Origin of the sequence: Enterobacter cloacae complex sp. 2024EL-00711 (assembly GCF_047529885.1) — a bacterium.
Classification (GTDB): Bacteria; Pseudomonadota; Gammaproteobacteria; order Enterobacterales; family Enterobacteriaceae; genus Enterobacter; species Enterobacter ludwigii.
In genome coordinates this window covers 1-12,951 of sequence record NZ_JBLIZC010000013.1, presented here as the reverse complement: position 1 = coordinate 12,951, position 12,951 = coordinate 1, and the positions used below count along the sequence as shown (strand labels likewise).

The 12,951-nt window shown below is 55.4% G+C and carries 12 protein-coding genes; 9 read left to right on the top strand and 3 right to left on the bottom strand.

The window, feature by feature from the left end:
- Positions 1-2 precede the first annotated feature (2 nt).
- The 3 genes from tatB to tatD are packed head-to-tail and all read left to right on the top strand — an operon-like array spanning position 3 to position 2,142.
- Positions 3-545 (top strand): Sec-independent protein translocase protein TatB, encoded by a 543-nt coding sequence (tatB, locus tag ACMVME_RS21910; RefSeq protein WP_020882873.1) that lies wholly within the window; start codon positions 3-5, stop codon positions 543-545.
- A 2-nt stretch (positions 546-547) separates the two neighbouring features.
- Positions 548-1,318 carry a Sec-independent protein translocase subunit TatC gene (tatC, locus tag ACMVME_RS21905; RefSeq protein WP_014172110.1) on the top strand — a complete coding sequence of 257 codons (771 nt, stop codon included), beginning with the start codon at positions 548-550 and terminating at the stop codon, positions 1,316-1,318.
- Between the two features lie 41 nt (positions 1,319-1,359).
- Complete coding sequence (tatD, locus tag ACMVME_RS21900) at positions 1,360-2,142, top strand: 3'-5' ssDNA/RNA exonuclease TatD (protein WP_068795463.1); 783 nt, start codon at positions 1,360-1,362, stop codon at positions 2,140-2,142.
- On the opposite strand, the gene rfaH is transcribed toward tatD, so the two are convergent.
- Positions 2,139-2,630: a transcription/translation regulatory transformer protein RfaH gene (gene rfaH, locus ACMVME_RS21895; protein WP_020882871.1), complete on the bottom strand. Its 492-nt coding sequence runs from the start codon at positions 2,628-2,630 to the stop codon at positions 2,139-2,141. The two genes, tatD and rfaH, sit on opposite strands and share 4 nt — an antisense overlap.
- A 170-nt stretch (positions 2,631-2,800) precedes the next feature.
- On the opposite strand from rfaH, the gene ubiD reads away from it, so the two are divergent.
- Together ubiD and fre are read left to right on the top strand one after the other, a co-directional pair.
- Entirely contained in the window at positions 2,801-4,306 is a 1,506-nt protein-coding gene (gene ubiD, locus ACMVME_RS21890) for a 4-hydroxy-3-polyprenylbenzoate decarboxylase (RefSeq protein ID WP_014172107.1), read from the top strand.
- A gap of 30 nt (positions 4,307-4,336) precedes the next feature.
- On the top strand, positions 4,337-5,038 hold the full coding sequence (fre, locus tag ACMVME_RS21885; RefSeq protein ID WP_014172106.1) for an NAD(P)H-flavin reductase: 702 nt from the start codon (positions 4,337-4,339) through the stop codon (positions 5,036-5,038).
- A gap of 182 nt (positions 5,039-5,220) precedes the next feature.
- On the opposite strand, the gene fadA is transcribed toward fre, so the two are convergent.
- Positions 5,221-6,384, bottom strand: coding sequence for an acetyl-CoA C-acyltransferase FadA (gene fadA / locus ACMVME_RS21880; protein ID WP_044866329.1), 1,164 nt, complete (start codon positions 6,382-6,384; stop codon positions 5,221-5,223).
- 9 nt (positions 6,385-6,393) lie between these two features.
- Positions 6,394-8,583 carry a fatty acid oxidation complex subunit alpha FadB gene (fadB, locus tag ACMVME_RS21875; RefSeq protein WP_032680099.1) on the bottom strand — a complete coding sequence of 730 codons (2,190 nt, stop codon included), beginning with the start codon at positions 8,581-8,583 and terminating at the stop codon, positions 6,394-6,396.
- Between the two features lie 190 nt (positions 8,584-8,773).
- Between fadB and pepQ the strand changes: the two genes are divergently transcribed.
- Genes pepQ through hemG form a run of 4 tightly spaced genes read left to right on the top strand, consistent with a single transcriptional unit; the run spans position 8,774 to position 12,768 of the window.
- Entirely contained in the window at positions 8,774-10,105 is a 1,332-nt protein-coding gene (gene pepQ, locus ACMVME_RS21870; protein ID WP_020882869.1) for a Xaa-Pro dipeptidase, read from the top strand.
- Positions 10,105-10,719 carry an IMPACT family protein gene (locus tag ACMVME_RS21865; RefSeq protein WP_020882868.1) on the top strand — a complete coding sequence of 205 codons (615 nt, stop codon included), beginning with the start codon at positions 10,105-10,107 and terminating at the stop codon, positions 10,717-10,719. The genes pepQ and ACMVME_RS21865 overlap by 1 nt, the downstream gene beginning before the upstream one ends.
- Positions 10,720-10,760: 41 nt before the next feature.
- Entirely contained in the window at positions 10,761-12,212 is a 1,452-nt protein-coding gene (gene trkH, locus ACMVME_RS21860; RefSeq protein WP_014172101.1) for a Trk system potassium transporter TrkH, read from the top strand.
- A gap of 10 nt (positions 12,213-12,222) precedes the next feature.
- On the top strand, positions 12,223-12,768 hold the full coding sequence (gene hemG / locus ACMVME_RS21855) for a menaquinone-dependent protoporphyrinogen IX dehydrogenase (RefSeq protein ID WP_020882866.1): 546 nt from the start codon (positions 12,223-12,225) through the stop codon (positions 12,766-12,768).
- Positions 12,769-12,951 lie beyond the last annotated feature (183 nt).

Here is a 12,951-nt window from a genome sequence, read left to right as displayed (position 1 = left end):
TCGTGTTCGACATTGGTTTTAGTGAGCTGCTGCTGGTCTTTGTGATTGGCCTGATAGTGTTAGGACCCCAGCGTCTGCCGGTGGCGGTGAAAACCGTTGTGGGCTGGGTACGCGCGCTGAGATCGCTGGCTTCGACCGTACAAAATGAGCTGGCGCAGGAACTTAAGCTGCAGGAGTTTCAGGAAAGCCTGAAAAAGGTGGAAAAGGCGAGCATGGATAACCTGACGCCTGAACTGAAAGCCTCAATGGATGAACTGCGTGAAGCGGCAGAATCCATGAAGCGCTCCTACAGCGTCAACGATCCTGAAAAGGCGAGCGATGAAGCCAACACCATCCACAACCCGGTGGTGAAGGACAGCGAAGCGCAGCGCGAGGGCGTTACGCCTGCCAGCGCGGAGCATCAGGCTACCGCGCCTGAACAAACGCCGCAGGAATCTGAACCGAAAAAACAGGCGCAGCCGGAAGCACCGGTGGTAAAAGCGGCTGACGTTAAGCCCGCCGCGCCTGTTTCCGAATCATCCCCCTCGTCGAGTGATAAAGCGTAAACATGGCAGTAGATGATACCCAACCGCTGATTACGCACCTCATAGAGCTGCGTAAGCGCCTGTTAAACTGCATTATCGCGGTTTTCCTCATTTTCTTATGCCTGGTCTATTTCGCCAATGATATCTACCAGGTTGTCTCTGCGCCGCTGATCAAGCAGATGCCGCTGGGGGCAACGATGATCGCAACCGACGTTGCATCACCGTTCTTTACCCCTATTAAGCTCACCTTCTGGGTATCGCTGATTGCCTCTGCGCCGGTCATTCTTTATCAGGTGTGGGCGTTTGTGGCGCCAGCGCTGTACAAGCATGAACGCAAGCTGGTGATCCCGCTGCTGGTATCCAGCTCGCTGCTGTTCTATATCGGCATGGCGTTCGCCTACTTTGTTGTCTTCCCGCTGGCCTTTGGCTTCCTGACGCATACCGCGCCGGAAGGGGTTCAGGTGTCGACGGATATCGCCAGCTACCTCAGCTTTGTGATGGCGCTGTTTATGGCGTTCGGTGTGGCATTCGAAGTGCCGGTAGCCATTGTGCTGCTTTGCTGGGTAGGAGTGACGACCCCTGATGACCTGCGTAAGAAGCGCCCGTATATCCTGGTCGGCGCGTTTGTGGTTGGCATGCTGCTCACACCACCTGACGTCTTCTCACAAACACTGCTGGCAATACCGATGTATTGTCTGTTTGAAGTCGGCGTATTCTTCTCGCGTTTCTACGTGGGAAAAGGGCGTCGGTCGGATGACGAAGACGATACGTCGGAAAAGACCACTGAAGAGTAAAACCAGCCGCCCGTCAGGGCGGTTGTGCTATGGGGAATCGCATGTTTGATATCGGACTCAACCTGACCAGCTCGCAGTTTGCGAAAGACTGCGATGAAGTCGTCGCGCGTGCTTTTGCCGCCGGGGTGAAAGGACTGCTCCTGACGGGAACCAACCTGCATGAAAGCGAGCAGGCGCAACAGCTTGCTCAACGCTATGATCGCTGCTGGTCAACCGCTGGCGTGCATCCTCATGACAGCAGCCAGTGGACGCCGCAGAGCGCTGAAATCATACACAGGCTGGCGAAAACCCCTGAAGTCGTGGCCATTGGCGAATGTGGTCTCGATTTCAACCGTAACTTTTCCACACCAGCCGAACAGGAAAACGCCTTCACCGCCCAGCTCGCCCTGGCGGCGGAGCTTGGAATGCCTGTGTTTATGCACTGCCGTGACGCGCATGAGCGCTTCCTCGCCTTACTGGAACCCTGGCTCGATAAACTGCCCGGTGCGGTACTGCACTGCTTTACCGGTTCACGGCAGGAGGCGCTGGAGTGTCTGGAACGCGGGTTATATCTGGGCATTACCGGCTGGGTTTGCGATGAACGTCGCGGGCTTGAGCTTCGCGAGCTGTTGCCGGTGATCCCGGCGGACCGCTTGCTTGTTGAAACCGACGCACCTTATCTGCTGCCGCGAGATATGCAACCCAAACCGGCTTCTCGACGTAACGAACCGGCCTATCTGGGGCATATTCTTGAGAGCGTAGCGCGCTGGCGCGGAGAAGACCCGCACTGGCTTTGCGCACAGACGGATGACAACGTGCGTCGCCTGTTCGGGATAGATGTTTAAACTTTGCGGAAGTCGGTGTTTTTCACGCTCTGCAATACCTGCTTATTCAGCAGGTTGAGCAACAGCATGGAGCGTGCTTCACCGTCAGGCTCGGCGAAAATCGCCTGTAAGCCCTCGAAAGCCCCTTCAGTGATGACGACGCTGTCGCCTGCGTAGGGGGTTTCCGGATCGGTGATGCCTTCAGGTTGCTGGTACACCGAAAGCTGATGAATCACCGTTGACGGGACCGTGGCCGGGTGAGCGCCAAAACGCACAAAGTGGCTGACACCGCGTGTGGCGCTGATGGTCGTGGTGTGAATCACTTCCGGGTCGAACTCAACGAACAGATAGTTCGGGAATAATGGCTCACTGACGGTCGTGCGCTTCCCGCGCTGCATTTTTTCAAGCGTGATCACGGGTGTCAGGCAATTCACAGACTGACGTTCAAGATGTTCCTGCGCGCGCTGAAGTTGCCCGCGTTTGCAATACAGTAAATACCAGGCCTGCATAATCACTCTTTCCCTTAGTTCGGGGCGCAAGCATATCAAAACCCTGGCGGGATCGCTAAGTTGATTATAATGGGGGAAAAGGGAACAGAATGCATAAGTTCACGCTAATTTAACAAAATTACAGCATCAAGCAGGCTTACGCCGTATAATGAAGCGCTTACAGAGAGGCCATGACTAACTGCATGAAATACCACGATCTCCGCGACTTCCTGACGCTGCTGGAAAAGCAGGGCGAACTCAAACGCATTACACTTCCTGTTGATCCTTATCTGGAAATGACAGAAATTGCTGACCGCACCCTGCGTGCCGGTGGCCCCGCTTTACTGTTTGAAAACCCAAAAGGGTATTCGATGCCGGTGCTGTGCAACCTGTTTGGCACACCGCGCCGTGTGGCGTTGGGGATGGGACAGGAGGACGTCACGGCGCTGCGCGAAGTGGGTAAACTGCTGGCGTTTCTGAAAGAGCCAGAGCCACCGAAAGGTTTCCGCGATCTGTTCGATAAACTGCCGCAGTTTAAGCAGGTGCTTAACATGCCAACCAAACGTCTGCGCGGCGCACCGTGTCAGCAGAAAGTGCTGGAAGGCGATGCGGTGGATCTGACAAAAATTCCTGTTATGCAATGCTGGCCTGAAGATGCTGCGCCGCTTATCACCTGGGGGCTCACCGTCACGCGTGGCCCGCACAAAGAGCGACAAAATCTGGGTATTTACCGCCAGCAGCTGATTGGCAAGAATAAGCTCATCATGCGCTGGTTGTCACATCGTGGCGGAGCCCTGGATTTCCAGGAGTGGTGTGCTGAACACCCGGGTGAGCGTTTCCCGGTTTCCGTTGCGTTAGGCGCCGATCCGGCCACGATTCTGGGGGCGGTAACGCCAGTGCCGGATACGCTGTCCGAATATGCCTTTGCAGGCCTGCTGCGCGGAACCAAAACCGAAGTCGTGAAGTGTATTTCTAATGACCTTGAAGTTCCTGCCAGCGCGGAGATCGTTCTGGAAGGTTACCTTGAGCAGGGCGAAATGGCGCCGGAAGGGCCATACGGTGACCACACCGGCTATTACAACGAAGTTGATAACTTCCCGGTGTTTACCGTCACGCACATCACCCAGCGTGAAGATGCGATTTACCACTCCACCTATACCGGACGTCCACCGGATGAACCGGCGGTACTGGGAGTGGCGCTGAACGAAGTGTTTGTGCCGATCCTGCAAAAGCAGTTCCCGGAAATTGTTGATTTTTACCTGCCGCCGGAAGGGTGTTCGTATCGCCTTGCAGTGGTGACGATGAAGAAGCAATATCCTGGTCACGCTAAACGCGTGATGATGGGCGTATGGTCTTTCCTGCGCCAGTTTATGTATACCAAATTTGTTATTGTCTGCGATGATGATGTTAACGCCCGCGACTGGAATGACGTTATCTGGGCCATTACTACGCGAATGGATCCGGCGCGCGATACGGTGTTAGTCGAAAACACGCCGATAGATTATCTGGATTTTGCCTCGCCGGTCTCCGGCCTTGGCTCAAAAATGGGACTGGATGCCACAAACAAATGGCCCGGCGAAACCGAGCGTGAATGGGGTCGACCGATCAAAAAAGATCCTGCCGTGACCGCGCGTATTGACGCGATCTGGGATGAACTGGCCATAATGAATAACGGTAAACCTGAAACAGGCCGTTAAGCCCTATAGACTTCACGACAGAGAGAGCGAATGACAACCTTAAGCTGTAAAGTGACCTCGGTAGATGCTATCACCGACACCGTATATCGCGTCCGTTTAGTACCTGAAGCGGCATTCTCTTTCCGCGCCGGTCAGTACTTGATGGTCGTGATGGATGAGCGTGATAAGCGTCCCTTCTCTATGGCTTCTACGCCAGCAGAGCAGGAATTTATTGAGCTTCATATTGGTGCGTCTGAGCTTAACCTGTATGCGATGGCCGTCATGGACCGCATTCTGAAAGAACGTGAAATCGTGGTGGATATTCCTCACGGTGATGCCTGGCTGCGTGAAGATGAAGACCGTCCGCTGATCCTGATTGCGGGAGGAACGGGTTTCTCTTACGTGCGCTCTATCCTGCTGACGGCCCTGGCGCGTAACCCGGATCGCGATATCACCATCTACTGGGGCGGCCGCGAAGAGAAACATCTCTACGACCTGTCTGAACTGGAAGCATTAAGCGTCAATCATCCACACCTGCGCATTGAGCCGGTGGTGGAGCAGCCTGAAGAGGGCTGGCGTGGGCGCAGCGGTACGGTGCTGACGGCGGTGCTGCAGGATCACGGCACGCTGGCGGGACATGATATCTATATTGCTGGCCGTTTTGAGATGGCGAAAATTGCCCGTGACCTGTTCTGCAACGAACGTGACGCGCGTGAAGACCGTCTCTTCGGCGATGCGTTCGCGTTCATTTAAATAAAAAACCCGCCCCTGACAGGCGGGAAGAACGGCAACTAAACTTTATCTCTTCGCCACTGGCGCCATAACTGCGTTGGCTGCGCGTGCTCATCCGAATCACTTACTTCCGTAAGCGCATCGGGCTCCGCTCGCGTGCCGCCGTGTTCTGGCGACACTGGCTGTAAGAACCCCTCGAAGAGTTACACTCGCTCAAATACCGTCGCGATACCCTGACCCAGCCCGATACACATCGTCGCCAGACCAAACTGAGCGTCTTTGCGTTCCATCAGGTTAATCAGCGTGGTGCTGATGCGTGCACCGGAACAACCCAGCGGGTGACCGAGAGCGATCGCGCCGCCATTGAGGTTAATCTTGTCGTCTATCTGATCCATCAGACCCAGATCTTTGATGCACGGCAGGATCTGCGCGGCAAAGGCTTCGTTCATCTCAAACAGATCGATATCACTGGTGGTTAAGCCTGCTTTTTTCAGCGCCAGCTTCGAGGCCGGCACCGGACCGTAACCCATAATGGACGGATCGCAACCCACCACCGCCATCGAACGCACCCGGGCGCGAGGCGTCAGGCCTAATTCGCGGGCACGGCTTTCACTCATCACCAGCATCGCGGCGGCCCCGTCAGATAGGGCAGACGAGGTGCCTGCCGTTACCGTACCGGTGACCGGGTCAAACGCCGGGCGCAGCGTAGAAAGGGTTTCTACAGTGGTTTCCGGGCGAATCACTTCATCGTAGTTGAACTGCTTCAAAACGCCGTCAGCATCGTGACCACCGGTTGGGATGATCTCATGCTTAAACGCGCCGGACTGCGTTGCGGCCCAGGCGCGTGCGTGGGAGCGCGCAGCAAAGGTATCCTGCATTTCGCGGCTGATGCCGTGGAGGCGGGAAAGCATCTCAGCGGTCAGGCCCATCATTCCCGCCGCTTTCGCCACGTTACGGCTCATACCCGGGTGGAAATCAACCCCGTGGCTCATCGGCACGTGGCCCATGTGCTCCACGCCGCCGACCAGACAGGCCTGTGCATCACCGGTCATGATCATGCGTGCCGCGTCGTGCAGCGCCTGCATTGACGAACCACACAGACGGTTAACGGTCACCGCCGGAACTGAATGCGGGATCTCCGCCAGCAGCGAAGCGTTACGGGCGATGTTAAAGCCCTGTTCGAGGGTTTGCTGTACACAGCCCCAGTAAATATCGTCGAGCGCAGCGGGATCCAGTGCCGGGTTACGCGCCAGCAGGCTACGCATCAGGTGCGCGGAGAGGTCTTCCGCGCGCACATTACGGAATGCACCGCCTTTTGAACGGCCCATCGGGGTGCGAATCGCATCAACAATGACAACCTTTTCCATTGTGACTCCTTAAGCCGTTTTCAGCTCGCCAACCGGACGGGCTGGCTCAACTGCTGGGTAATAGGGTTCGTTATGGCGCGCTTTGTTACGCAGACCTTCCGGCACGTCATACAGCGGGCCGAGGTGCTGGTACTGCTGAGCCATATCGAGATAACGGGCGCTGCCGAGCGTATCCAGCCAGCGGAACGCGCCGCCGTGGAACGGAGGGAAGCCGAGGCCGTACACCAGTGCCATATCCGCTTCTGCCGGGCTGGCGATAATGCCTTCTTCCAGGCAACGCACCACTTCGTTGATCATTGGAATCATCATTCGGGCGATGATTTCATCGTCGGTGAAGTCACGTTTCGGCTGGCTGACGTCGGCCAGCAGGCCATCCACCGCCGCGTCTTCTTCTTTCTTCGGCTTGCCTTTGCTGTCTTCTTTATAGCGCCAGAAGCCCAGGCCGTTTTTCTGACCAAAGCGGCTGGCGTCAAACAGGGCGTCAATCGCGTCGCGGTAATCTTTCTGCATGCGTTGCGGGAAGCCTGCCGCCATCACCGCCTGGGCGTGGTGTGCGGTGTCAATGCCGACCACATCCAGCAGATACGCCGGACCCATCGGCCAGCCGAACTGTTTTTCCATCACTTTGTCGACTTTGCGGAAATCCGCACCGTCGCGCAGGAGTTGGCTGAAACCGGCGAAGTACGGGAACAGCACGCGGTTGACGAAGAAGCCCGGACAGTCGTTGACCACGATTGGGGTTTTGCCCATTTTGCTGGCCCATGCCACGACTTTGGCGATCGTTTCGTCAGAAGTTTTTTCCCCACGGATCACTTCGACAAGCGGCATACGGTGCACCGGGTTAAAGAAGTGCATACCGCAGAAGTTTTCCGGGCGCTTCAGAACGCCTGCCAGTTCGCTAATCGGGATGGTGGAGGTGTTTGAGGCCAGTACGGTATCAGGACGAACCTTCTCTTCGGTTTCCGCCAACACCGCTTTTTTGACTTTCGGGTTCTCAACGACCGCTTCAACGACCACATCCACACGGTCGAAACCGCTATAGTCCAGGGTCGGGTGGATTGTCGAGATCACCCCTGAGAGTTTCAGACCGTCAATTTTGCCGCGTTCCAGCTGTTTATTCAGCAGCTTGGCCGCTTCGGTCATGCCCAGCGTCAGGGATTTCTCGCTGATGTCTTTCATCACCACAGGCACGCCTTTCCAGGCCGACTGATAAGCGATACCGCCGCCCATAATGCCTGCACCGAGTACCGCCGCCTGTTTTGGCGTCTCAACATTTTTGGTCAGCTGTTTCGCCTTACCTTTCACGAATTGATCGTTCAGGAAGATGCCCACCAGTGCGCGAGCTTCATTAGTGTGCGCCAGCGGAACAAAGCTTTGGTTTTCCAGTTTCAGCGCTTCATCACGGCCAAAGCGGGCCGCGGCTTCAATCGTTTTAACGGCGGTAATGGGCGCGGGGTAGTGTTTGCCTGCCGTCTGCATCACCATCCCTTTGGCGATGGTGAAGCTCATGGCGGCTTCAATTTTGCTGAGTTTCAACGGTTCCAGCTTCGGCTGACGTTTGGCTTTCCAGTCGAGGTCGCCATTAATGGCCTGATGGAGAATGGCGAGGGAGCCTTCAATCAGTTTTTCTGGTTTAACCACACCGTCCACCAGGCCTATTTTCTGCGCCTGTTCCGCCCCGACATCTTTACCGGCGGCGATGATCTCCAGGGCGCTATCGGCACCCAACATGCGTGGCATACGTACGGAACCGCCAAAGCCTGGCATGATGCCCAGTTTTGTTTCCGGCAGGCCGATGCGCAGGTCTGGCGTGGCCAGACGATAGTCGGTTGCCAGCACGCACTCGCAGCCGCCGCCCAGCGCGTAGCCGTTAACGGCGGAGACTGTCGGAACAGGCAGATCTTCCAGACGATTAAAGACGCTGTTGGCAAAGTGCAGCCACTGGCTCAGCTGTTCTTCCGGGACCTGGAACAGTGAAAGGAATTCGGTGATATCTGCACCGACAATAAAAGCCGCTTTGTTTGAGCGCAGCAGCAGTCCTTTTAATTCAGATTGTTTTTCAAGCACATCCAGCGCCTGGCCAAGACTGGCCACCGTCGCGGTATCAAGCTTGTTGACTGAGCCGGGGGCATCGAACACCAGTTCGGCAATGCCATCTTCCAGCCAGTTGAGGTACAGGGTGTCGCCTTTGTAGAGCATGTCAGTCTCCTGAATCCAGCAAGTGGATCTGGTCATACCAGATGAGACGGAGTGTGGGATTTATGTTAATAAAATGCAAATTTCTCATTAAGAAATTGCTGCATTGATCACGGTCGGTGGAAATCACGCAGTCGGAGTCAGGTGTGCTAAGATGCGATGACTTGAGCTCAGAAAAATGAAAGGAAGAAAGATGGACTCACTGGCTTCGCTTTATAAAAATCATATCGTTACCCTACAGGAACGTACCCGTGATGTACTGGCGCGCTTTAAGCTGGATGCGCTGTTAATCCACTCCGGAGAGCTGATTAACACCTTCCTGGATGACCATGCGTATCCGTTTAAGGTCAACCCGCAGTTCAAAGCCTGGGTGCCGGTCACGCAGGTCCCAAATTGCTGGTTGCTGGTGGACGGGGTGAACAAGCCGAAACTGTGGTTCTATTTGCCTGTCGATTACTGGCACAACGTTGAGCCGCTGCCGACCAGCTTCTGGACGGAAGAAGTGGACGTTATCGCTTTACCAAAAGCCGATGGCATTGGCAGCCTCCTGCCAGCCGGGCGCGGCAACATTGCTTATATTGGCCCGGTTCCTGAGCGTGCGCTCGGTCTGGATATTCCGGCGGATAAACTCAATCCGAAAGGGGTTCTGGATTATCTGCACTACTATCGCGCTTATAAGACCGACTACGAACTTTACTGCATGCGTGAAGCGCAAAAAACGGCGGTAAACGGTCACCGTGCTGCGCATGAAGCGTTCCAGTCTGGCATGAGCGAGTTCGATATTAACCAGGCGTATCTGACCGCCACCGGCCACCGTGACACTGATGTCCCTTACAGCAACATCGTCGCGCTGAATGAGCATGCGTCCGTTCTGCACTACACCAGGCTCGATCACCAGGTGCCATCCGAGATGCGCAGCTTCCTGTTGGACGCCGGGGCAGAGTACAACGGCTATGCGGCCGACCTGACCCGCACCTGGGCGGCAAATGCGGATACCGATTTTGCACAGCTGATTAAAGACGTTAACGATGAGCAACTGGCGCTTATTGGCACCATGAAAGCGGGAACCAGCTATGTGGATTACCACATCCAGTTCCATCAGCGCATCGCTAAACTGCTGCGTAAGCACCAGATCGTGAAAGACATGAGCGAAGAGGCGATGGTGGAAAACGATCTGACCGGGCCGTTCATGCCGCACGGTATTGGTCACCCGCTGGGTCTGCAGGTTCATGATGTTGCCGGTTTTATGCAGGACGATACCGGTACGCACCTGGCCGCGCCGTCTAAATATCCTTACCTGCGCTGCACGCGTATTCTTGAGCCGCGTATGGTGCTGACCATCGAGCCGGGTATCTACTTTATCGAATCGCTGTTAGCGCCATGGCGTGAAGGCCCGTTCAGCAAGCACTTCAACTGGGACAAAATTGAAGCGCTGAAACCGTTTGGCGGTATTCGTATCGAAGACAACGTGGTGATCCACGAAAACGGTATTGAGAATATGACGCGAGACCTGAAGCTGGCCTGATGGATAGCTGGCTGATACCGGCTGAACCGGTCACCTTTGTTGAGGAAATTAAGAAGAGTCGATTCATTACGCTGCTGGCACATACCGACGGCGTTGAGGCGGCAAAAGCGTTTGTTGAGTCCGTTCGCGCGCAGCACCCTGACGCACGTCACCATTGCGTGGCGTGGGTGGCAGGGCCGCCGAACGATTCACAACAGCTGGGGTTTTCCGATGACGGTGAACCGGCAGGCACAGCCGGTAAACCCATGCTCTCCCAGTTGATGGGCAGCGGCGTGGGTGAAATCACCGCCGTGGTCGTTCGCTACTATGGCGGTATTTTATTAGGCACGGGTGGACTGGTTAAAGCGTATGGCGGTGGGGTTCAGCAGGCACTGAATATGCTGATTACCACCCGCAAAACGCCGCTCACCGAATATACTTTATTGTGCGATTACGGCCAGTTATCCGGCATTGAGGCATTGCTAAAGCAGTTTAACGGCGTCATCGCGCACAGTGACTATCAGGCAATGGTGCAACTGCGCGTGGCGCTTCCGCAGGCGGAACTGGCTGCTTTTTCAGCAAAGCTGGCGGATTTTAGTCGCGGTTCGTTGCAATTGCTGCCGATTGAAGAATAATCCCCACCTCACTTTTTTGAATACCAAAGGAAGCGGCAGAGATGCATTTTCGTGCCATTACCCGAATCGTTGGACTGCTGGTCATACTTTTTTCCGGGACGATGATTCTCCCAGGACTGGTAGCGCTTATCTACCGGGACGGCGCGGGGCGGGCATTTACCCAGACCTTCTTTGTCGCGCTGGCGATTGGCTCTCTGCTGTGGTGGCCAAACCGTCGTCAAAAGGGTGAGCTGAAATCTCGCGAAGGGTTTCTGATTGTTGTTCTGTTCTGGACAGTGCTGGGAAGCGTGGGTGCGCTACCCTTTATCTTCTCTGAGCAGCCTAATCTGACCGTCACGGATGCGTTTTTTGAATCGTTCTCGGGTTTAACGACGACCGGGGCGACCACGCTGGTCGGACTGGATTCCTTGCCGCACGCCATTCTCTTTTATCGCCAGATGCTGCAATGGTTCGGGGGGATGGGGATCATCGTCCTGGCCGTGGCCATCCTGCCTATTCTCGGCGTCGGGGGGATGCAGCTCTACCGTGCGGAAATGCCGGGTCCACTGAAAGATAACAAGATGCGCCCGCGCATAGCCGAGACGGCGAAAACCCTGTGGCTTATCTATGTCTTGCTGACGATTGCCTGTGCGTTAGCGTTATGGTTTGCCGGGATGCCTGCATTCGACGCTATCGGGCACAGCTTTGCGACGATCGCCATCGGCGGGTTCTCGACCCACGATGCCAGCGTGGGTTACTTCGACAGCCCCACCATTAACACGATCATTGCCATCTTCCTGCTGATTTCCGGCTGTAACTACGGTCTGCACTTCTCTTTACTCAGCGGGCGTAGCCTGAAGGTGTACTGGCGTGACCCGGAGTTTCGTATGTTCATTGGTGTCCAGCTTACGCTGGTCATCATCTGTACCGTGGTGTTGTGGTTCCACGATGTCTATAACTCCGCGTTGACCACGTTAAATCAGGCGTTCTTCCAGGTGGTGTCGATGGCAACCACCGCCGGTTTTACAACGGACAGTATTGCGCGCTGGCCGCTGTTCCTGCCGGTACTGCTGCTGTGTTCTGCGTTCATCGGGGGTTGTGCGGGGTCGACGGGCGGTGGCCTGAAGGTGATCCGTATTCTGCTGTTGTTTAAGCAGGGGAACCGTGAACTTAAACGTCTGGTCCACCCGAACGCGGTTTACAGCATCAAACTGGGTAACCGTGCCCTGCCGGAACGTATTCTTGAAGCGGTGTGGGGGTTCTTCTCGGCCTATGCGCTGGTCTTCATCGTCAGTATGCTGGCGATTATCGCGACGGGGGTGGATGATTTCTCTGCCTTTGCTTCCGTCGTAGCAACGTTGAATAACCTCGGGCCTGGCCTGGGGGTTGTGGCGGATAACTTTGCCAGTATGAACCCGGTCGCGAAATGGATCCTCATCGCCAACATGCTGTTTGGTCGTCTGGAGGTCTTTACGCTGCTGGTGCTGTTCACCCCAACATTCTGGCGCGAGTAAGGAGTCGTCGGTGAAAACACTTATTCTTTTCTCTACGCGGGATGGGCAAACGCGTGAGATTGCCTCATATCTGGCTTCAGAATTAAAAGAGCTGGGGATTTACTCTGATGTGGTGAACCTGAACCGCACGGAGCAGATAGCCTGGCAGGATTACGACCGTGTGGTTATTGGCGCGTCTATTCGTTACGGGCATTTCCATCCGGCGCTGGATCGTTTTGTGAAAAAGCATACGGCAGTGCTCAATAAACTGCCCGGGGCTTTTTACTCGGTCAATCTGGTGGCGCGTAAACCTGAGAAACGTACGCCGCAGACCAACAGCTATACGCGCAAGTTTCTGTTGAGCTCTCCGTGGCAGCCGGACATCAGCGCCGTCTTTGCCGGCGCGCTGCGTTATCCGCGCTATCGCTGGTATGACCGCTTTATGATTCGCCTCATTATGAAGATGACCGGTGGCGAAACCGATACGCGCAAAGAGGTGGTGTATACCGACTGGTCGCAGGTCGCCAGTTTTGCGCGGGAGATCGCACATTTATCAGGCGATTCGCGGCTTAAATAGGCGTGAAGTTTGAAAAGTGAGCGAACGAAAAGTTTTTTGTATTTTGTGCTTGTCACTTCAGAATAACTCCCTATAATGCGCCTCCACTGACACGGAACAACGGCATACACGCCGCCGGGTCAGCAGAGATAAGCGAAAATAAATGCTTGACTCTGAAGCGGGAAAGCGTAATATGCACACCCC

Bases quoted from the DNA above. Each gene is read 5' to 3' on its own strand.
- trkH (WP_014172101.1), top strand. From the start codon at position 10,761: ATGCATTTTCGTGCCATTACCCGAATCGTTGGACTGCTGGTCATACTT.
- fre (WP_014172106.1), top strand. From the start codon at position 4,337: ATGACAACCTTAAGCTGTAAAGTGACCTCGGTAGATGCTATCACCGAC.
- tatC (WP_014172110.1), top strand. From the start codon at position 548: ATGGCAGTAGATGATACCCAACCGCTGATTACGCACCTCATAGAGCTG.
- ACMVME_RS21865 (WP_020882868.1), top strand. From the start codon at position 10,105: ATGGATAGCTGGCTGATACCGGCTGAACCGGTCACCTTTGTTGAGGAA.
- fadA (WP_044866329.1), bottom strand. From the start codon at position 6,384: ATGGAAAAGGTTGTCATTGTTGATGCGATTCGCACCCCGATGGGCCGT.
- pepQ (WP_020882869.1), top strand. From the start codon at position 8,774: ATGGACTCACTGGCTTCGCTTTATAAAAATCATATCGTTACCCTACAG.
- tatD (WP_068795463.1), top strand. From the start codon at position 1,360: ATGTTTGATATCGGACTCAACCTGACCAGCTCGCAGTTTGCGAAAGAC.
- ubiD (WP_014172107.1), top strand. From the start codon at position 2,801: ATGACTAACTGCATGAAATACCACGATCTCCGCGACTTCCTGACGCTG.
- rfaH (WP_020882871.1), bottom strand. From the start codon at position 2,630: ATGCAGGCCTGGTATTTACTGTATTGCAAACGCGGGCAACTTCAGCGC.
- fadB (WP_032680099.1), bottom strand. From the start codon at position 8,583: ATGCTCTACAAAGGCGACACCCTGTACCTCAACTGGCTGGAAGATGGC.